Below are 20348 nucleotides of genomic sequence, written 5' to 3' on the forward strand. Positions count from 1 at the left end.
ATGATGAATGTAAGAAATTTTTTAATCGCAATTGTCACTATTACGGGTAGTTTTGCTTCGTTTGGACAGTCTAATTTGCTTAATGCAAAAACTCCAGACCAAATTGGACTTAAGACAGCAGCCCAACTCATTTCTGACAACGATAAACCGTTAGCATATGGTTATGTTCACGATAGAGATGTTTTAATGGGTAAGACAACATGGGAAATTATTGATTTAAGTGAGAAAATTAATTTTGCTTTGTATTTCCCTATTGATACTGCTAACATTGGTTCTGACAGAAGATCGTTGTACGATGTGCTTACTAGAGCAATGAAAAATGGTAAAATTACTGAAGTGTATACTGATAGTTATTTTAACACCAAAAAGTCTACTCAAGATATTCAGACTTCATTGACTCGTATTGACACTACGGATGCAGGTAGAGAGCAAATTAATGCTGGAAACAAGATTTCTGATGAGTATATTTTAAGACAAGATTTGTCTGCTCAAGACGTAACGCAATACAAAATTAAAGGATATTGGTATTTTGATAAGCGTCAAAGTGAATTGAAGTATCGTTTATTAGGTATTTGTCCGGTTACTCCTGATGTTTACACAATGAATAGCGAAGAAAAAGATTATATTGAGTTGTTCTGGGTGTTTTTTCCAGCTGCTCGTGAAGTATTGCATGAAGCTAAAGCATTCAATGATAAGAATTCGGCGATGCCAGTTTCATTTGATCAAATTCTAAATTCTAGGCGATTCAATGCTGTTATCTATAAAGAGGAGAATGTATACGGCGATAGAACTATTGAAGAATACATGAAAGATAATGCTCAAAATCAACTTTTAGAGTCAGAAAGAGTCAAAGAAAAAATTCGTAATTTCGAACAAGATATGTGGAATTATTAATTTTAATTTTATAAAATTATTAAAACTCTCACCGTATTGGTGAGAGTTTTTTTGTTTAAAGTGTTTTCTTTGTAGCTATTTTAAAAATTATTTTTAATGATAGATTATTTAATTGTTGGTTCTGGTTTAGCAGGAATTTCCTTTGCTGAAGTTGCATTGGGTAACGGTAAGTCTATTTTTGTAGTAGACGATGATTCTCAGACTTCCTCAAAAATTGCTGGAGGTTTGTATAATCCTGTTATTTTAAAGCGATTTAGTGAGGTTTGGCAAGCGCAAGAGCAATTGTTGTTGATGAATGATTTTTATACTTTGCTAGAAGAAAAACTAAAAACTAAATTTGATTTCAAAAGTCCAATTTTGAGAAAATTTTTTTCGATTGAAGAACAAAATAATTGGTTTGCTGCTTCTGATAAAAAGGCATTAGCTCCTTTTTTGTCTTTGGACTTAATTTCCAAGCAATATCCTGGAATTGATTCTCCTTACGGTTATGGTGAAGTTTTACAAACGGGCTATGTGGATACAGCCTTACTTCTGAAAGAATATAGAGCGTATTTGAAAAATAATAATTGGTTTTTAAATGAAACCTTTGATTATGATGAATTGCAAATTAATGCTGATGGTATTCAGTATAAAGATATTCATGCAAGACACATCGTTTTTGCGGAAGGTTTTGGTTTGCATGCCAATTTTTATTTTAATCAATTGCCTTTAGATGGTACAAAAGGAGAGCTTTTTATCATAAAAGCTGCTGGGTTGATCCTTGATGTAATTGTTAATACAAGTGTATTTATCTTACCATTAGGGAATAATTGTTTTAAGGTAGGCGCAACTTATAATTGGAAAGATAAAACAGATTTGCCTACTGAGGAAGGTAAAACCGAATTAATAGATAGAATAAAAGAAATCATCACGTGTGATTTTGAAATTGTTCAGCATTTTGCGGGTGTTCGGCCTACTGTTAAAGATAGAAGACCATTGGTTGGAACCCATCAAAAATATAATTCTGTACATATTTTGAATGGCTTAGGAACTAGAGGCGTTATGCTAGGACCTGCAATGGCCAAAGCATTATATGAGAATATTGAATATCAAGTTCCGTTAAATACTGAAATTGACATTAAAAGATTTTTGCCCAAAGAAAAACTATAGAGTTATTTTGTATTTGGGTCATAGGAAACAAACATGTTGATGTAAATATTTCTAGACCAACGCAAAACAAATGGAAACAAGAGCATAAGTATGATAATTATTGTAATAAAAGCTACTTTTAGGCTGTAGCCAAAGATTATAAATGAAATGATAAAGGCTGCTATTCCAACTGCCACATTTAAACCATAACTAACATACATAGCGCCATAAAAAAAGGAAGGTTCGATTTGATACTTTAAACCACAATGACTACAATTATCATGCATTTTCAATATTTTGTTGAGATGTAACGGATTTTTATCCAAATACATACTTTCATTCTGACATTTAGGACAAGTTCCTGTTAAAATGCTATATAATTTGGATCCTTTTTTTAACATTTGCAAAAAATTTAATTTTTCCTTTTTAATAACTACACAGTAAGTTACAAAATTACAATTTCAAAAGGAATAAAATAACAATACATGCTTAATATACACAATTTATCTGTTTCGTTTGGTGGTACTTATTTATTTGAGGAAGTTACCTTTCGTTTGGGTGCTGGAGACCGCGTAGGTCTTGTTGGAAAGAACGGAGCTGGGAAATCTACTATGCTTAAAATGTTAGCTAAAGATTTCGCTCCTGACTCAGGTGTTATATCTCAAGAGAAAGATCTTCGAATGGGATTCTTGCGCCAGGATATCGATTTTGAGCAGGGTAGAACTGTTCTTGAAGAAGCCTATGAAGCTTTTACAGAGATTAAAATTGTCGAGAAAAAGCTGGAAGAAATCAATCACTTGTTAGTTACAAGAACGGACTATGAAAGTGATGAATACAGTCAAATCATTGAAGACTTATCAGATTATACTCATCGTTTTGAATTACTAGGAGGTTATAATTATGTAGGTGATACAGAGAAAATTTTATTAGGTTTAGGTTTTAAAAGAGACGTATTCGACAATCAAACCGAAACTTTTTCTGGAGGATGGAGAATGCGTATTGAATTAGCCAAATTATTATTACAAGCCAATGATGTTTTGTTACTCGATGAGCCAACGAATCACTTGGATATTGAAAGTATTATTTGGTTAGAAAGTTTCTTGCGTAATTATCCTGGTGTGGTGGTTATTGTGTCGCACGATAAAATGTTTTTGGATAATGTGACCAATAGAACGATCGAAATTTCCCTTGGTAAAGCGTATGATTTTAATAAACCGTATTCTCAATATTTAGAATTACGTCATGAAATTCGGGAGAAACAATTGGCAACACAAAAAAATCAAGCCAAAAAAATTGAAGAAACAGAAAAGTTAATTGAAAAATTTCGTGCCAAAGCTTCTAAAGCGTCTATGGCGCAGTCTTTAATTAAAAAATTAGATAAAGTAGAACGTATTGAAGTAGATGAAGATGATAATTCGGTAATGAATATTACTTTTCCAGTTTCTAAGGAGCCAGGAAGAGTGGTTATTGAAGCCGAAAACGTAACTAAAAGCTACGGGGATAAGACGATTTTGAAGGATATCAACTTATTAGTAGAGCGTGGAAGTAAAATTGCTTTTGTGGGGCAAAACGGACAAGGGAAATCGACTTTCATCAAAGCTATTGTTGATGAATTTGAATACAAGGGAAATATCAAGTTAGGCCATAACGTTCAACTAGGATATTTTGCCCAGAATCAAGCTGAATATTTAGATGGCGAAATCACTTTGTTGCAAACCATGGAGGATGCAGCTGCAGATACGAACCGAATGAAAGTGCGCGATATGCTTGGTTCATTTCTATTTCGTGGGGATGATGTGGAGAAAAAGGTAAAAGTGCTTTCTGGAGGCGAAAGAAACCGTCTGGCATTGTGTAAGTTGTTGTTGCAGCCCATTAACGTTTTATTGATGGATGAGCCTACCAATCACTTGGATATAAAATCTAAGAATGTTCTGAAAGCAGCATTACAAAAATTTGGTGGAACTTTGTTGCTGGTTTCTCACGATAGAGATTTCTTGCAAGGAATGTCAAATTTAGTATACGAATTTAAAGACCAAAAAATAAAAGAATATTTGGGCGATATTAACTATTTCTTGGAACAACGCAACATGGAGAACATGCGTGAAGTCGAGAAAAAAGATGCCGAAAAAGCAGCAGTGCCTAAAGAGAGCAACAAAGCTTCCTACGAAGATCAAAAAAAGGGGAAAGCATTACAGAATAAATTGAGCAAAGTAGAGAGCCAAATCAAGCAATTAGAAAAAGACATTCAGCAAGACGATAAAATGCTCGCTTCTAATTATGACAAGCACATCGAAGACGCTAAATTTTTTACAGCTTACAACAAGAAAAAAACCGAGTTAGACAAGCTATTGTTAGATTGGGAGGTTGTTCAAGAAGAAATTGATAATTTGTAGCCAATCCAGCTTTACGTTTCAATCTTTCTAGAAAAAATCTTTTTTTACAAGACATTGTAGGAGCTTCCTGCGGTCGCTTTACAAAATCAGTAAAAAATAGTTTTTTTCTAGAAAGGATTTTCACTTCAATCTGGGCTAAAAAACAATGGCAATACAAAAATTTTATTAAATTAATCCCATCGCTTTAGAATGGGCAATCGCTTCACTACTGTTTTTAAAATAGCATACAGATACGTTAAGAGTTTCTAAATTATTTAAAACCGAAATGACTTTTTCTTTTTTGCTAGTTCCAGTTTGTCTTATATAAACAGCTTTTACTGTAACTGGAAAAATTTTGCAAATTGCCTCGTATAAATAAGGATCGTGCTGAGAATCATCTCCCAATAATACATATTCAAGGTTAGGGTAAAACTCTAAAATGTGTTTTATTTTTTCAAATTTATGATTGTGGTTTCCTCTGCCAGTCAAGAAAAAATCAGTCAAACTTGTTTTAATATCTTTCAATAATAAAACGGCCTTGGGTAGTTTATGAATTTCAGTAAATTTTGTAATAAAACGGTACAGGTTCCATTCGCTGCTAGATACATAGAAAAAAGCATTGAATTCCTCTTTATTTTCCCTTCCGGCGGTGCTTAAAGCTTGATAATGAGTAACAACATCTTCGTATATTTTTCTTTTATTGATGTTTTTAAACAATAAAACATATAATTTTTTTAGAGGATTCAATGTGTGCGAAACTAAGAAAGTATCATCAATATCCGATATGATTCCTAAATTTCCTTTGTGCGGCCTAATGTAGCTGTCTCGGGTTGTTATACTCTCATTATTGTACGTAATACTCACTTCGTAATCAATCCAACCGTAAGTTGTGTATTGATCTAATGGAACGCAGAATTTAAAATAACCATCGTTGAGTGTTTTAGTGTGAATTTTAACATTATTGTGATCCAAATATACATCGGCATTTGCCTGTGTTTTTATTTGAAACATTTTAATTACTGAGGTCGCATTTTTGAGATTCTTTTTCTGAAAATTATATTCTTCAATTGTAGTGGGTTTAAACACATGCCCCATAACAATTAATTCTTGTTCATTAGCATAACCGCGATATAATTTTAAAATTGGTTTCATTTATTGTAGTACTTTTGAATAGATATGAAAGTAATTGTTTTTAACCAATAAATGAAGTAAAATTTTGAAAAAGAATATCATATTGGTGGTAAATCCAATTTCTGGAGATGTGGATAAATCAGAGTTAATAGAGGCAGTAACACTTTTTGCGGCTAATGTAAATTTAAATCTTATTATTTTCAATACTTCCGGAGCTTCAGATTTGGAGAACATACAAGTACTCTATGAAACCTATCATCCGGAAAGAATTATTGTGGCTGGTGGTGATGGAACTATAAAAATGGTTGCTGAGGCCATGGAAAATTACGATGTAATAATTGGTATTTTACCAGCAGGTTCGGCTAATGGTTTAGCTGTAGACTTAAATTTACCAACTACAATAGAAGAAAATTTAGAAATCGTTTTTCATAATGATTACATGGAAATCGACATGATTGCAATCAACGGAAAAAAAAGCATTCATTTAAGTGATTTAGGAGTCAATGCAGAAATGATTAAAAACTATGAAAATAGCACTATTCGGGGTAAACTGGGTTATGCAATACAAACATTTACTACTTTGATAGATTTAGACGATCCTTTTACTGCAACAATAACAGGCGATTTTAAAACTATCGAATGTACTGCCAGAATGATTGTTATAGCAAATTCTCAAAAGTATGGAACTGGTGTTACCATAAATCCAAATGGCGCTATGGATGACGGAAAGTTTGAACTGGTGATATTGAAAAATTTAGATCTGGTTGTACTTGGAAAAATTATTTCAGGAAATATGCCATTAGATTCGGTAGATGTCGAGATTATTTCTACAGATAAAGCAACAGTTTCAACAAATGTTCCTGTTAGTTTTCAAATCGATGGGGAATATTGCGGCAGTGAAACCAATTTAAATATTGAGATTTTGCCCAAACAATTAAAGGTTGCTATTTCAAATACAAACAGTGGTGTTATTTAAATGGATTGCGCTCTTGCCATGGCGTTTCAGGCTCTAGATAACGAAATATTTTCGGCATAAAAACATTAACTACTGGATTGGTATGTCCTATATACCCATACATTTGAATTGGTCTTGCACCAACAGAACTTTTGATTTCCAATGCTGTTCTAGCAAATATAATTTCCTTAAACCCTTTATTGATAGAATAAGCGATCATGTCATAAAGCATATTTAAATACAACATTTTTTCGCGTTGAATACTATCATCATAACCCAGAAAATAAGTGTCCATGACGGACCCATTTTTTATTAAAGTGTTGAAGCCAATTAATTTCTCGTCAACAAAATAACCATAAAAAAGAAATTTGTCTTTAAAAATTTCTTTGAAAGTTCTAAAGTGGTTTTTAGGCAAGAAAAAAGTATTAAAAGGAGCGTTTTTAGCAACATGAAGATACAAATCATAAATAGTATCCTCTAAAGCTATTATTTCTTGCAAATGCAATTTTCTTTTTTCAATACCAGCAGCTTTTTTTCGAGTTCTTTTGTACTGATCTCGGTATTTTTTTGAAAGGGAATCGATGTAATCTTGTTCTGATTTCCAGTTTTCATTAATTGCAAAAACCATATTAGGTTGTGTCGAAAACTGATACTCATTTTTGAATTCGGGGATGTTAAAATTTTTGATTTCCTCTTTACAAAAATCTTTGTAAGTAGTGATATGCACTTTTTTTCCTTCGGATTGAAACTTTTTTTTCAATGCTTTCGTTGCATTGACTAAAGTTTGCATTACTTCTTTTTTATTGACAGATTCAGCTATTGCAAAAGAATTTTGACCGGTCAACATATTATTACCAATGACAAGAACACGAGAACCAAATTTTTTAAAAACCAAATTCCGAATTGTAGTTTTAATACACTGATCACGATTACCAAAAGATTCCATTTTATTTAAATCTAAAAATTGCGATAGTGCTACACCAACTAAAGTTTCATGATTGAACAATCCTATAAAATGGCAGATCATATTGTCTGGTGCTGACTTCTCTAGAATCTCCAAATATTTTTTGGATAAAAAAATAGTAGAAACTGTTAAATCATTCCAATTTGAAGGAAGTTGTGCAGTAGAATTATAAATTTTAAAAGAATAATCAGTGTTCAAATCGAAGAATAATTTTTTTCAAAATTAGTTAATAAAGTTAAAGTATTCGGCAATAGTATAAAATTAACTAACTTTAAACCAATTAAAAAAGTAAATCATGAAAACCTATTCAGAAGAGACGATTCAACCCGAGTTAAAAGGATTAAAAGGTTGGGAATTTACCGCGAATGGAATTGAGAAAAAGTTTGTTTTCTCAGATTTTACGCAAGCATTAGGTTTTATAGTGCAAGTAGGCGTCATGGCAGAAAAAAGAAACCACCACCCAGAATTATTTAATGTGTACAATAAAGTAACCATTACGTTGACAACGCATGATGCAAAAGGAGTTACCGATAAGGATTTGGATTTAGCTAAAGCTATCGAAGAAATTTAATAAAAAAAGTTCGTCTCGCTAAAGTACAAGACGAACTTTTTTATATGGGTTGTTTATTGCCAAGCGCAAATTATTCCTCCCATAATTGTACAACATACGATCCAAAAACCACCTGTTACCAGAGTATATTTAAACCTTCTTTTTTCGAATAACGCATTAGTACCAATAATGGGAAGTACTAAAAATAATCCGCTCAAAAAACCATGCAAGGCGCCATGCTTGAAAGTTCTAAATTCGGTGCCATAATCGGCCATGAAAGCAACATAAGAAGGCTTTGCAATGCTTGGATCGCCACCAATCATACCTAATGCGCCAAATTGATGTACCGTAAGTATTTGAATAATAAAACTTATGAAAAAGGCATACACAAATGATACTCCAAGTACAACGAGCATATTTCGTCCTAGCATTTTTTCATTGGTCATACCAGATTCGTTCATCCAAATGGTGCCAAAAACTTTTGGATTATACCATACAAAACCGACTACAAGAGTAGAAAAAGCAGCTGTTAAAAGTGCTAAAAAATTGATTTCCATAGAATTGGTAATTAAGGTTAGTAAATCAAACTTACAAATTAATTTCTTAAACGTAAAAGCGTAAATTTGTAAGGTATAACTTTATAAAAATATAAATACAATGTATTTCATCGATTTTATTTGTTGATTAGCCTTAAAGTTAGTACTTTTAAGTGTTCTTAATAATTAAATTAAGTGTTATGAAAAAGATAGCTGCTCTATTTTTAACTTTATTGTTTTCATTTTCAATGTATGCTGTTGTATCACAAAATGAAAAAGATGCATTAATAAAATTGTATCATGCTACCAATGGTAGTCAGTGGAAAGTAAAATGGGATTTAGCAGCGCCGATCGCAACTTGGCACGGTGTTTCCCTTCAAGACGACAAAGTAATCGCTATTGTATTAAAAAATAACAATCTAATTGGTGAACTTCCTCAAGAAATATTAAAACTTGTACACTTACAAGAATTAGATTTACATAAAAATCAATTAACTGGTACAATTCCTTCTTCTATCGGAAAGTTAAAAGAACTAAAAGTTTTAAATCTTTCTTTCAATAGATTAACTGGAACAATTCCGTCCTCAATTTGTGATATTAGTAAATTGAAAGATTTACAATTGTATATGAATGCTATTACTGGTGAATTGCCAATGCATATAGGGGATTTAAAGCTATTAGAAACACTTTCGTTATACAATAATGAGTTAGTTGGACAAATTCCAGTTTCTTTGTATGATATTAAAACATTAAAAACACTACTATTAAATAGCAATAAACTTTCTGGAGTATTGAGCACTGAAGTAGAGAATATGGCTTCACTCGAAAATCTTAGTTTATTTGATAACAAGATGAATGGTCAAGTACCTCTAGAGCTTGAAAAGTTAGATAACTTGAAAGAAATGAATATATCTTATAATATGTTTAATGGTTTAATATCTAGAAATTTAGCGATTTTAGATACCTTAAACATGACGATGTTAAATGATAAAGGAGTAGCGGTTTTATTAGAGGTTAGTACTAGTAAAAACACAGCTATAGCTTCAGAGGATTAGTTTAGTTGATACAAAGAGTTTGCACTACTCTTTAATTTTGCATATTTAGTTGTTTAATAAATTAGTTTTCTAAACCTGTGATCTATTCACGGGTTTTTTATTATAAAAAAAACGAGTATTTAATAGTTGTTGATTAGTTGTTATTTTTAAAGTAACTGATAGCGAATCCAGTAAATGTGGATTGATACAGCTTAATGATTTTGGATTTTTAAAGATATAGTGAAAGTGTTTAGTTTAAAATAGAAATGAGAAGCTTTTTAACGCATAATTTATTTCATACGAATTCACGGAACGAATTTATAGCAATACAGTTAACTCCCCTCACCTCGAAGATTATCTTATCAAAAGCTGCGAATGTCTCCGACTTCGCACCCTCATTCTGAATCAAGCTTTATTAAATATCAGATAAACGAAAAAAGCTCCAGATTTCTCTGAAGCTTGTCTAGTAGTGGTAAACGGTACAATAGCTACCAATTGACTTTTTTTTACGAAATGTTTTTCAGGAAGTGTAAAAGTTTTATTTCCTTTTGAATGAATCGTATCATAAAAAATGCAAATAGAAATAAAAAAATATATCCACTTAATAGAATGTAAAGATAAAATCCTCTTGAGAAAATGGATTTAAAAACAGGTAAAAGCAATGTAAACCCAGCAGTATACGTGAGGTAAATGATAGGAGTAAGGATGTAATGTATTTTTTTTCTCCAAGTATAAAACTGATGTGCTAGTTTACTATATTCTATTAATGTGAGATCAGTATTTAAATTGGCTAGCTTTTTTACACTGATCCATTCTAAGGCTACGCGACTCACAAGCATTACAATCATAATGCACAATCCAATACTAAACTGTGTATTTTTATAAGCACCTGACCAGATATAATAGAAGATTAATATTATAGAAGTCAAGCTTAAAATTACTTTGGTCCACAAATGACTGCGTTTAATTTTTTTAGTATGTGACTCCGCTTTTTTTATGATTTCAGCAGCAGTTGGTTGTGATTCAGATGCTGTCTGCTGATCCCAGATATTTTGTAATTCTTCAAATGTTTTCATTTTGTACACATTGAGTTAAACTTTTTTTGATTCTATGAATTCTAACACGAAGGGTTTCTTCGGTTATCCCTATTACTTCGGATATTTCCTGATATTCTAAACCGTCTAAAGTCATCAGGATGATCATCTTATTCGTTTCTTCTAGTTTTTGTATGCATTGATACATTTGTCTAAGTTGCTCATCTTTTTCGCTCGAATAGGTTTCTGCAATAACCTGAGGCAGAATATCGGTCCTGATTTCTTTCTTTGTAGATGATTTTCTTAAATAGAGAAGGCAAGTATTTACTGCAATTCTGTAAATCCAAGTGCTGATACTTGATTCATTTCTAAAAGTATCTAATTTCTCCCAGACTTTGATGAAGATTTCCTGAGTTGCATCAGAGGCCAATGCGGTATCGCCACAAAAATAACCTTTGCACAATCGAAATACTTTATTGTAATGCTGGTAATAGATCTGGTCGAATTGTTCTTTTTTAGCCACCTTATTTTAATTCAAGTTTTACTTTACCCATAAACCATTCTGGTTGATCGTACATGACAAAATGAGCTGAGTTTGCTGCATACTCAATTTTAACAGAAGGTAGGTTTTCATACTGGGCTTTATAGGTGTTTTGTACTGTATTAAGATCTGGATTTGAAGCAGCTAAAATTACAACAGGAATTTTAATTTTAGAAATTTCTTTTCGCAGGTCTAAATTTAGCATGTCGATATAACCGTGAACGTAAGTTTTTCGATCTACAAGACGCATCCATTCATTGATTGTTTTTTGTTTTTCTTTGTTCAAGCACATAAAAGAAGTTGACTGCGAATTCATTCCATCAAAAGCTTTTTGGTCCATGTTAAGCATCATTTTACTTTGCGGATTATCATAAGGAATAATTTCTCCTTTGTATTTAGGTATCATTAAAGCGGCAGTTGCAGGTAAAGCGTCAACGATTATTAATTTTTTGAACAAATTGGTTTCCTGAGAAGCTAACCACAAACTTAAAGTACCTCCTAAACTATGACCAATTAATGTAGCATTCTTAATTTTTTTAGTTTTTACATAGGTTATGATCTGATCTTTGATGGTAGCCAACCAAGGAGTCTCAATTGGAGGGACATTCCCAAATCCAGCAAAAGTAAAAATATGACATTCGTGATTTTTAGAAAGCTCAGCTACTGATTCATTCCAAACTTCACCGGTACAGCCAAAACCAGGAAACAACAATATAGGAGTTCCTTTTCCTATTACCTCTACTTTGAAGGCAGTTTGAGCAAAAACAGATTTTGAGATCAAAAGGATAAATACAATGATTAAGATAGATTTCGTTTTCATAAGATTTAATTTTTTAAAGTATACCTTTTGATACAGTACTAGATTAATTGTTACCTCAAAAAAGCATTTTTTTTTCGAAAATCAAATTTCGGGTTTAAAGTTCAGTAAATCAGAGTGATTGTGAATTTTTTAAAATCGAAAAACACAAGTTTTTTCAAGTGGTGTTTTATTAGTCGTCCATGCTCTCACAGAAAAGTGTCTTATCAAACGCTGTGCATGGTTCTTAACTACGAATGTCTAAAGTTCACCTCTGCTTTCCTTTGAATAAATTTAGTCATTTTTTATCTAATGCAAAGTAAAGTCGAATGTCTCTGACTTCGCGCCCGTAATCTAAACAAGCTTTAATGAATCTAAAATAACCGCAGATTCGCAGATTAAATAATACCATAATCTGCGAATCTCCGATGCAACACAATATAAAATTACGCGAAGTCAAAGACATTCGCGCAGCAGCCCGCAGCCTTTAAGTACGTTTTTTTTGAATACTTCGAGCAGCTGGGGTCTTGTCAAAAGCTATGCGAATGTCCCCAACTTCGCACCCGTAAACTGAATCAAGCTTTATTAAATCTAAGATAAATAAAAAAAGCTTCAGATTTCTCTGAAGCTTTTCTAGTAGTCCGCCGTGGCGGTGACTCGAACCTGTGTCCGCTGCAGCGGATAAGAGCCTGACGAGTTATAATGTGAGATTTATATTTTGAATAAACTCTCTTCCAATTCCCGACTTTAGATATTTTTCTCTTTTCATGGCTTCGGCTTTAAAAGAGAAAAATTCAAAATGAATTACAGTCCACGGTCTAAATTTCAAAGTGTGTCCTTTGGTACCAAAAACGTTATGTGATTTGAAACGTTCTATGAGGTTAGATGTAAACCCAGTGTGGTTTTTATTGAATTTTTCAGAATATTAAATGTAAACCACAAATTCATCCATAATAGAAAGTTTTTAAAAGCAAAAAACACCCGCTTTCTCTGAAGCTTTTCTAGTAGTCCGCCGTGGCGGAGACTCGAACCTTTGTCCGCCGCGGCGGATAAGGGCCCTCCTAATTCGTGTCTACAATCTGAATAAAGCTTCATAAAAGCTAAGATAAACAAAAAAGCTCCAGATTTCTCTGAAGCTTTTCTAGTAGCGGGAACAGGACTCGAACCTGTGACCTTCGGGTTATGAGCCCGACGAGCTGCCTACTGCTCTATCCCGCGATGTGCGTTTTGTAATCTCAATAAGGCTACTTAGTAGCGGGAACAGGACTCGAACCTGTGACCTTCGGGTTATGAGCCCGACGAGCTGCCTACTGCTCTATCCCGCGTTGTTTCGGGTGCAAATGTACGACGAATTTCTGTATTTCCAATTAAATTTTTAAAAAATGTTTTATTTCATCTATTAACTTGATATGACTACCTTTGTGCCATAAATTATAGTAGAAATGTCACATAAAGCAGGTTTTGTAAACATCATCGGGAATCCAAATGTTGGGAAATCAACATTAATGAATGCCTTTGTTGGAGAAAGATTATCAATTATTACTTCAAAAGCACAAACAACACGTCATAGAATTCTAGGAATTGTAAACGGTGAAGATTTTCAAATGATCTTATCGGATACGCCAGGAATCATCAAGCCGGCATATGAAATGCAGGAATCCATGATGAATTTTGTTAAGTCTGCTTTTGAGGATGCTGATGTGCTGATTTACATGGTCGAAATAGGGGAACAAGAGTTGAAAGACGAAGCGTTCTTCAATAAAATTATTCATGCTAAAATTCCTGTTTTATTGCTGTTGAATAAAATTGACAATTCAAATCAGGCGCAACTAGAAGAACAAGTGGCTTTTTGGACAGCCAAAGTGCCTAATGCCGAAATTTTTCCAATATCTGCCTTGCAAAACTTTAATGTGCCAGAAGTTTTTGGTAGAATTATTGAGTTATTGCCAGAATCGCCAGCGTATTATCCAAAAGATCAATTGACAGACAAGCCAGAACGTTTCTTTGTTAATGAAACGATTCGTGAAAAAATATTATTGAATTACAGCAAAGAGATCCCGTACGCTGTAGAGATTGTAACCGAAGAATTTTTTGAAGATGAAAACATTATCCGTATTCGTTCTTTGATTATGGTGGAGCGTGAAACTCAAAAAGGAATCGTTATTGGTCATAAAGGTGCTGCTTTGAAAAAAGTAGGAGTAGATGCTCGTCTTGATTTAGAGAAATTCTTTGGGAAACAAATTCATATTGAATTGGTGGTGAAAGTGAATAAAAACTGGAGAAGCAATACAAATATGTTAAGACGATTTGGATATAATCAATAGTGAATAGTTGAGAGTGAGAGGTGAATAGTGAATTGATTGTAATCTTTTATTTTTCACTTGACTACAATATTTAAAATCAGTACTAGAGTTAGTCTCTTGTACTGATTTTTTTTTTTAGCCCAGATCGAAATGAAAACCCCGCAGTGAAAAAGGGATGTTGTTCCTGTGGTGGCAGAACGACCAGAGGAAGTTCCTGCAAGCACATTGGAACTACTCCTTTTTGAGCGAGGAGTTGTAATGTAGTGCTGGATTGGCTTCTAAAAATTTCTATGTCCTAATTGAAGTGTGTTCTTGGGTAAAAGTTAGTGTCGAATTAGCGATTGATTATTAAATAGTTAAGTAATTTGAACGTCAATAAATCAGGTGGTTTAAAAATCTAATAATTCATTTTTTAACACTACCTTTGCAACCCGAAACTGCAGAGCGGTTGGACGGACGAAGTAAATATTTGAATAAATTATTATGAATAACATTGTTGCGATAGTAGGAAGACCTAATGTAGGGAAATCGACCCTTTTTAATAGGCTGATACAAAGAAGAGAAGCTATTGTAGATTCAGTATCTGGGGTGACCCGCGATAGGAACTATGGTAAAAGCGAGTGGAACGGAAAAGAGTTTTCTGTAATAGATACGGGCGGTTATGTGCGCGGATCGGATGATGTTTTTGAAGGAGAGATTCGCAAGCAGGTAGAACTTGCAATAGACGAAGCCGATGTTATCATATTTGTTGTTGATGTTGAAGAGGGAATTACCCCAATGGATGATATTGTTGCCCGCTTGTTGCGTAAAGTGACTAAGCCGGTTTTATTGGCTGTTAACAAGGTAGATAACGCGATGCGTGAGAAAGATGCTATAGAGTTTTACAACCTTGGTTTAGGTGAATACTATACCTTTGCCAGTATTTCTGGAAGTGGAACAGGAGATTTGTTGGATGCATTAATTGATGCGTTTCCGGTAAAACCAGAACCAGTTCAAGAAGAAGTTGTTTTGCCTCGTTTTGCAGTAGTTGGACGTCCTAATGCTGGGAAATCTAGTTTTATCAATGCTTTGATTGGTAAGGAACGTTTCATGGTTACAGACATTGCTGGAACAACTCGTGATGCTATAGACACTAAGTTTGACCGTTTTGGTTTCGAATTTAACTTGGTCGATACTGCGGGAATCCGCCGTAAAGCTAAAGTAAAAGAGGATTTAGAATTTTACTCTGTAATGCGTTCTGTGCGTGCTATTGAGCATGCTGACATTTGTATTTTGATTATTGACGCCACACGTGGATTTGAAGGTCAGGATCAAAGTATTTTTTGGTTAGCAGAAAAGAATAGAAAAGGAGTTGTGATTCTGGTTAATAAATGGGATTTGGTGGAAAAAGAAACCATGTCAACCCGTGATTACGAAGAGAAAATCAAGCAAGAATTAATGCCGTTTACAGATGTGCCTATTCTTTTTGTATCGGCTTTGACCAAACAGCGTTTGTTGAAAGCGCTTGAGGCTACGGTAAAAGTGTACGAAAACAGACAAAAGCGTATTGCGACTTCTAAATTTAACGAATTCATGCTTAAGGTAATTGAGGCGTATCCGCCGCCGGCAACAAAGGGGAAATATGTAAAAATTAAATATTGCATGCAATTGCCTACGCAGACACCACAGTTTGTATTTTTTGCTAATATGCCACAATATGTTAAAGAACCTTACAAGCGTTATTTAGAGAATAAAATTAGAGAAAACTGGGACTTCTCGGGAGTTCCAATTGATATTTATATTAGAGAAAAATAAACATAAAAAGTCCCGAAGAAATTCGGGATTTTTTTTGGATTAGACTTTTTTGTTTAGCTTAATCTTATGAAAAACACTCAATCGGATTATATCACGATTAAAGAAATCAATTCCGCTGGCTCGTCTCTGAAAACTATTGAGATATCCTAGTTCAAACGCTATATTAGAATTTAAACCATAGTGCAATGCAGTATAAATTCGGTTTTGATCGAAGGTGTTTTTTATTTTATTGCTACTAACATTAAACATAATTTCATCAGACAGTACAGCTTTTAATAGCTGTTTGTTTTTTTGCCAAAAAGTATAATCAGCTTGCAGTCGGTACCTGAAACGCCATGAAAAAACGGTTCCCGGTAGTAGCATTTCTTTGTTAGCATTGTGAATAAATCGTTCTTCTACCTGAAGTCGTTGATTAATTCCAAATTTCCCAACAGTTTTTTTCCAAGTAAAATCTTGCTGTCCTCGGTATTCAGGAATATTAAAATTTGGATTTACCTCTGGTATTTGGGTGTCTACAGAGAAATAGGCAAAACCCACTCCAGCTTCTAAATGCTCATTTATTTTGTATCGCCCTTGTATCCGGGCAACAAATACATTTTCTTGTATGGGTTTCAAAAATACTCTATTGTCAATTTCAGTATGCAACGCCCATTTTTCATTAAAGAATAATTGATTGTAGTATCGAGTCCAAAGTATGTTTTGGTGGTCCACGTTTTTACTAGTTTGGGCCTGTGTGGGTAGCGTTTTAAAAATAAGGAGCAGAAAGAGATAATAAAACTTCATTTGTTTTTATTTGTATCAAATATAAAAAAAATACCCTATCATTTTGATAGGGTATTAATATTTTATAAAATCAAGTTATTACCAGCCACCGCTAGATCCGCCACCAGAGAAACCTCCACCGCCAAATCCTCCGCCAAAACCGCCTCCGCCAAATCCACCACCAGAGGAACCTCCTCCGAAACCACCTCCGCCGCTGTTTCTGCCAAGGCTGCTTAAAATAATGACATCCAGTAAACTTGAGCCTATGCCACCACCTCTGTTTCCAGAATTTCCACCACCACCTTTATTTCTCGATATCAGTGCAATTATGATGATTACAATCACAACTAAAGGTAAGATAGGGAATCCTTTGTTTTTTGATTTTTTAACACGCTCGCCTTTATATTTTCCTTTAAAAACATCAAACAAAGCATCTGTACCTTTGTCTAAACCGTTGTAATAACTTCCAGCTTTAAATTCAGGGATAATAATATTCCGGATTATTTCTCCACCAATTCCAGCGGTTAGTCGGTCTTCTAATCCATAACCAGGATTAATAGCTATTTTTTTTTCGGCTTTTGCCAATAAAATAATAACACCATTATCGTCTTTCTGAGTGCCTCCAATGCCCCATGTTTGGCCCCATTTTGTCGCAAGTTGACTGACATCTTCGTTCTGAAGACTTTCAATGGTAATGACAACAATTTGAGTAGTGGTCGAATCAGAATATTTGATCAGTTTTTCTTCTAATTGTGCTTTTTCTGCTGCGCTAAACACATTTGCATAATCATAAACAGAAGTCTGTAAAGTTGGTTTTTCAGGAATGGTAAATTGCGCAAAGCCAATTTGTGTGACAAAAAAACAAACAAATAGCTTTAGGGAAATTAGGGTACTCTTTTTTTGTAATAGCATTATCCTCTAGATATTTCGTTTGATAATTCATTTGTGTCGCCTTCTTGCCAAGGGAAATAGTGCTGCAATTGTTCTCCGGCTCTGGTAATTCCATCAATAAGTCCTTGTTTGAAATCTCCTTTTTTGAACTCTGCTACCATGACATCGCGCGTACAATTCCAAAAATCATTTGGTACAACATCATTAATTCCTTGGTCTCCGCAAATGACAAAATTACGGTCTTCTACCGCTAAGTATATTAAAACACCATTTTTAAGCTCAGTTTCATCCATTTTTAATTCATGAAAAACTTCCATGGCACGATCATACGCATCCAAGGAAGTTGTTTTTTCTATATGAACTCTAATCTCGCCAGAAGTGTTTTTTTCAGCCATACGAATAGCTTCAACAATTTCTTGCTCATCTTCTTTGGTTAAAAAATCTTCTACTTTTGACATCTTTCTGTTTTTTGAACACTGATTTAACAAATCCCCACAGATTAAAATTTGTGAGAATTTGTTTTAAATTTATTTTTAATTCCTTTTTCACCCCCTCCTTCTGAGGGATTTGGGAGGATTTAGAATTTTACTTCAACTGGTTTGTCTGCACCTTCAACAGCGTTGAAATATGCTTTTTCTTTGAATCCAAATAATCCCGCAAATAAGCTGTTTGGAAACGTTTTGATGTGAGAGTTATAGGGTTTTACCGCTTCGTTGAAACGGGTTCTCGCCGTTAGAATTTGATTTTCAGTGCTTGCCAATTCATCTTGTAATTTCAAGAAATTCTGGTTGGCTTTCAATTCTGGATACGCTTCAACAGTTACTAATAATCTCGATAATGAACTGCTTACGCCACTTTGCGCTTTATTAAATTCAGCTAATTGCTCTGGAGTTATGTTTGCCGGATCAATTTTTACAGCCGTAGCTTTAGAACGCGCCTCAATAACTGCTGTAAGCGTGCTTTTTTCAAATTCAGCTGCGCCTTTTACCGTATTTACTAAATTACCAATAAGATCATTTCTTCTTTGATACGCTGTTTGCACATCTCCCCAAGACTGTTCTACATCTTGGCTTAAAGTTACCGCAGTATTATTAATTCCTTTAACCCAGCTGTATATTACAAAAATTACAACTGCACCGATAATCCAAGGCAAAAATCTTCTCATGTTTACTTAATTTAATGTTTATTATTTAGTTTTTATTTATTGTTTTTGAGCGGGTTGTATTAAACAATTTAAAGCTCGTTTTTAATATTTGTTAATTGTGTGCGTATGGTTTCTAATTTTCGAATAATTTCAAACTTATCTAAGGTTTTCTTTTGTCCTTCTTTCAAATGGGTTTTGGCACCTTCCAAAGTAAATCCTCTTTCTTTTACTAGGTGATAAATCAATTGTAAGTTAGTAATGTCCTCCGGAGTAAACATTCGATTGCCTTTTGCATTCTTTTTGGGTTTTAAAATATCAAATTCATTATCCCAAAAACGAATCAATGACGCATTTACATCAAATGCTTTAGCTACTTCGCCAATGCTGTAATACCTTTTATCTTTAGAAAGTTCAATGTGCATGTTTCTTTATTTGACTTTTAATGCTGCTACCTGTAAACTTTTTACTTCTGCACTTGATCACCATTTTATAGTATTAATCAAGCGATTGGTTCTCTTGATTGGCTAATTGTGCAATAACCACATATTCTACTGCTGAAATATTCCCGTAATAAAAATTAAGCGGATTCACCACTTTTTTATCCTTCAACACCTCGTAATGCAAGTGAGGTGCTTCAGAGCGCCCCGTACTTCCTACATATCCAATAACGTCTCCTCGTTTTACTCTTTGTCCAGCACGAGCTTTATATTTACTCAAATGTGCGTATAATGTTTCGTATCCAAATCCGTGCCGAATCACTATATGATTTCCATATCCAGAGGCGGTATTATCTGCTTTTGCTACAACTCCGTCACCCGTTGCATAAATAGGAGTACCCGTTTTGGCCGTAAAATCCATTCCTTCGTGCATTTTTCTGGCTTTGGTAAAAGGATCGGTTCGGTATCCAAAACCTGAAGCCATTTGTTTTAAATTTTCATTTCGAACGGGCTGTATAGCGGGAATAGCTGATAAAAAATCATTTTTTGCCTCTGCCAATTTCAAAATAACATCTAACGATTTGGATTGTATGGCTAATTCCTTACTCAAAACGTCTATCCTTTTTGTGGTATTAATGACCAACTGCGAATTATTATATCCTTCTAGTACCTTATACCTGTTTTTTTCCTGAAATCCTGCCTCCCGAAGTGAATCTGGAATAGCAGCTTTATTGAAATAGACTCGATACAAATTATTGTCTCGATCTTCAATTGCCTCAATAACACCGCTAATCTGATCCATTTTTTTGTTCAGTAACGCATAATTCAATCTCAAATTTTCAATTTCGCGTGCTTGCAATCGATCTTTTGGCGTTTCAAAATAAGGAGTATTCAATAAAATTATAAAACTCAAAAAACCAAACAATACTGCTGCCAATAAAAAAAGAATAATAACACCCAATTTTCTTCTTTTTCGTGTTTTTATTTTTCTGTACGCTAGATTTTCAGAATCGTAATAATATTTTACTTTCGACATATTTTAAAATACCCTATTTTTGCACACTGTAAGAGGTTAGACGAAC

Annotated in this window: 21 protein-coding genes, 2 tRNA genes and 1 pseudogene; 8 read left to right on the top strand and 16 right to left on the bottom strand. The window is 33.8% G+C overall.

From position 1 onward, the window contains the following. Positions 1 to 3 precede the first annotated feature (3 nt). The gene (porN, locus tag AC061C_RS00120; RefSeq protein ID WP_417970048.1) at positions 4 to 894 is read left to right on the top strand and encodes a type IX secretion system ring subunit PorN/GldN; all 891 of its coding nucleotides are present in this window, start codon (positions 4 to 6) and stop codon (positions 892 to 894) included. 96 nt (positions 895 to 990) lie between these two features. Further along, positions 991 to 2043, top strand: coding sequence for an NAD(P)/FAD-dependent oxidoreductase (locus tag AC061C_RS00125; protein WP_478289530.1), 1053 nt, complete (start codon positions 991 to 993; stop codon positions 2041 to 2043). Positions 2044 to 2045: 2 nt separating this feature from the next. Here AC061C_RS00125 and AC061C_RS00130 read toward each other — a convergent pair whose 3' ends face one another. Further along, a complete protein-coding gene (locus AC061C_RS00130) occupies positions 2046 to 2423 on the bottom strand; it encodes a DUF983 domain-containing protein (RefSeq protein ID WP_417976912.1) in 378 nt (125 codons plus the stop codon). A gap of 84 nt (positions 2424 to 2507) precedes the next feature. On the opposite strand from AC061C_RS00130, the gene AC061C_RS00135 reads away from it, so the two are divergent. After that, complete coding sequence (locus AC061C_RS00135; RefSeq protein ID WP_309756159.1) at positions 2508 to 4415, top strand: ABC transporter ATP-binding protein; 1908 nt, start codon at positions 2508 to 2510, stop codon at positions 4413 to 4415. Positions 4416 to 4580: 165 nt separating this feature from the next. On the opposite strand, the gene AC061C_RS00140 is transcribed toward AC061C_RS00135, so the two are convergent. Next, the gene (locus tag AC061C_RS00140) at positions 4581 to 5546 is read right to left on the bottom strand and encodes an App1 family protein phosphatidate phosphatase (protein ID WP_417976910.1); all 966 of its coding nucleotides are present in this window, start codon (positions 5544 to 5546) and stop codon (positions 4581 to 4583) included. A 64-nt stretch (positions 5547 to 5610) separates the two neighbouring features. On the opposite strand from AC061C_RS00140, the gene AC061C_RS00145 reads away from it, so the two are divergent. Continuing rightward, on the top strand, positions 5611 to 6501 hold the full coding sequence (locus tag AC061C_RS00145) for a diacylglycerol/lipid kinase family protein (RefSeq protein WP_417984936.1): 891 nt from the start codon (positions 5611 to 5613) through the stop codon (positions 6499 to 6501). Here AC061C_RS00145 and AC061C_RS00150 read toward each other — a convergent pair. Beyond that, positions 6494 to 7642: an 8-amino-7-oxononanoate synthase gene (locus AC061C_RS00150; protein ID WP_478289531.1), complete on the bottom strand. Its 1149-nt coding sequence runs from the start codon at positions 7640 to 7642 to the stop codon at positions 6494 to 6496. The two genes, AC061C_RS00145 and AC061C_RS00150, sit on opposite strands and share 8 nt — an antisense overlap. A gap of 97 nt (positions 7643 to 7739) precedes the next feature. Here AC061C_RS00150 and AC061C_RS00155 point away from each other — a divergent pair, with 97 nt between their 5' ends. After that, positions 7740 to 8015, top strand: a complete 276-nt coding sequence (locus tag AC061C_RS00155) for a 4a-hydroxytetrahydrobiopterin dehydratase (RefSeq protein WP_417946639.1) — start codon at positions 7740 to 7742, stop codon at positions 8013 to 8015. Between the two features lie 53 nt (positions 8016 to 8068). On the opposite strand, the gene AC061C_RS00160 is transcribed toward AC061C_RS00155, so the two are convergent. Further along, the gene (locus AC061C_RS00160; RefSeq protein ID WP_478289532.1) at positions 8069 to 8551 is read right to left on the bottom strand and encodes a DUF1761 domain-containing protein; all 483 of its coding nucleotides are present in this window, start codon (positions 8549 to 8551) and stop codon (positions 8069 to 8071) included. A 179-nt stretch (positions 8552 to 8730) separates the two neighbouring features. Here AC061C_RS00160 and AC061C_RS00165 point away from each other — a divergent pair, with 179 nt between their 5' ends. Then, a complete protein-coding gene (locus AC061C_RS00165; RefSeq protein WP_478289533.1) occupies positions 8731 to 9585 on the top strand; it encodes a leucine-rich repeat domain-containing protein in 855 nt (284 codons plus the stop codon). Between the two features lie 485 nt (positions 9586 to 10070). Here the strand turns inward: AC061C_RS00165 and AC061C_RS00170 are convergent, their stop codons facing one another. The 6 genes and pseudogenes from AC061C_RS00170 to AC061C_RS00195 form a co-directional block, all read right to left on the bottom strand. Beyond that, a complete protein-coding gene (locus tag AC061C_RS00170) occupies positions 10071 to 10640 on the bottom strand; it encodes a hypothetical protein (protein ID WP_478289534.1) in 570 nt (189 codons plus the stop codon). Beyond that, positions 10627 to 11121: an RNA polymerase sigma factor gene (locus tag AC061C_RS00175; RefSeq protein WP_417976898.1), complete on the bottom strand. Its 495-nt coding sequence runs from the start codon at positions 11119 to 11121 to the stop codon at positions 10627 to 10629. Before AC061C_RS00175 ends, AC061C_RS00170 begins: the two co-directional genes overlap by 14 nt. A gap of 1 nt (position 11122) precedes the next feature. Beyond that, positions 11123 to 11959, bottom strand: coding sequence for an alpha/beta fold hydrolase (locus AC061C_RS00180; protein ID WP_478289535.1), 837 nt, complete (start codon positions 11957 to 11959; stop codon positions 11123 to 11125). A 673-nt stretch (positions 11960 to 12632) separates the two neighbouring features. Beyond that, a pseudogene (locus AC061C_RS00185) lies at positions 12633 to 12833 on the bottom strand (GIY-YIG nuclease family protein); the annotation flags it as partial. 247 nt (positions 12834 to 13080) lie between these two features. After that, positions 13081 to 13153, bottom strand: a tRNA-Met gene (locus AC061C_RS00190). A 34-nt stretch (positions 13154 to 13187) separates the two neighbouring features. Further along, positions 13188 to 13260, bottom strand: a tRNA-Met gene (locus AC061C_RS00195). Between the two features lie 117 nt (positions 13261 to 13377). On the opposite strand from AC061C_RS00195, the gene era reads away from it, so the two are divergent. Both era and der read left to right on the top strand, forming a co-directional pair. Next, positions 13378 to 14259, top strand: a complete 882-nt coding sequence (era, locus tag AC061C_RS00200) for a GTPase Era (RefSeq protein ID WP_417946648.1) — start codon at positions 13378 to 13380, stop codon at positions 14257 to 14259. A 462-nt stretch (positions 14260 to 14721) separates the two neighbouring features. After that, complete coding sequence (gene der / locus AC061C_RS00205; protein ID WP_478289536.1) at positions 14722 to 16032, top strand: ribosome biogenesis GTPase Der; 1311 nt, start codon at positions 14722 to 14724, stop codon at positions 16030 to 16032. A 39-nt stretch (positions 16033 to 16071) separates the two neighbouring features. Here der and AC061C_RS00210 read toward each other — a convergent pair whose 3' ends face one another. From AC061C_RS00210 to AC061C_RS00235, 6 genes are all read right to left on the bottom strand, one after another. Continuing rightward, the gene (locus AC061C_RS00210; protein ID WP_478289537.1) at positions 16072 to 16743 is read right to left on the bottom strand and encodes a DUF2490 domain-containing protein; all 672 of its coding nucleotides are present in this window, start codon (positions 16741 to 16743) and stop codon (positions 16072 to 16074) included. Positions 16744 to 16893: 150 nt separating this feature from the next. Further along, positions 16894 to 17706, bottom strand: a complete 813-nt coding sequence (locus AC061C_RS00215; protein WP_478289538.1) for a TPM domain-containing protein — start codon at positions 17704 to 17706, stop codon at positions 16894 to 16896. Continuing rightward, positions 17706 to 18143 carry a TPM domain-containing protein gene (locus AC061C_RS00220; RefSeq protein WP_309756195.1) on the bottom strand — a complete coding sequence of 146 codons (438 nt, stop codon included), beginning with the start codon at positions 18141 to 18143 and terminating at the stop codon, positions 17706 to 17708. The genes AC061C_RS00215 and AC061C_RS00220 overlap by 1 nt, the downstream gene beginning before the upstream one ends. A gap of 119 nt (positions 18144 to 18262) precedes the next feature. Continuing rightward, positions 18263 to 18850 (bottom strand): LemA family protein, encoded by a 588-nt coding sequence (locus AC061C_RS00225; RefSeq protein ID WP_417976861.1) that lies wholly within the window; start codon positions 18848 to 18850, stop codon positions 18263 to 18265. 68 nt (positions 18851 to 18918) lie between these two features. Then, positions 18919 to 19251 carry a MerR family transcriptional regulator gene (locus AC061C_RS00230; protein ID WP_091165014.1) on the bottom strand — a complete coding sequence of 111 codons (333 nt, stop codon included), beginning with the start codon at positions 19249 to 19251 and terminating at the stop codon, positions 18919 to 18921. A 73-nt stretch (positions 19252 to 19324) separates the two neighbouring features. After that, a complete protein-coding gene (locus tag AC061C_RS00235) occupies positions 19325 to 20302 on the bottom strand; it encodes a M23 family metallopeptidase (RefSeq protein ID WP_478289539.1) in 978 nt (325 codons plus the stop codon). Between the last annotated feature and the right edge of the window lie 46 nt (positions 20303 to 20348).

This window comes from Flavobacterium sp. GNP010 (assembly GCF_056428945.1).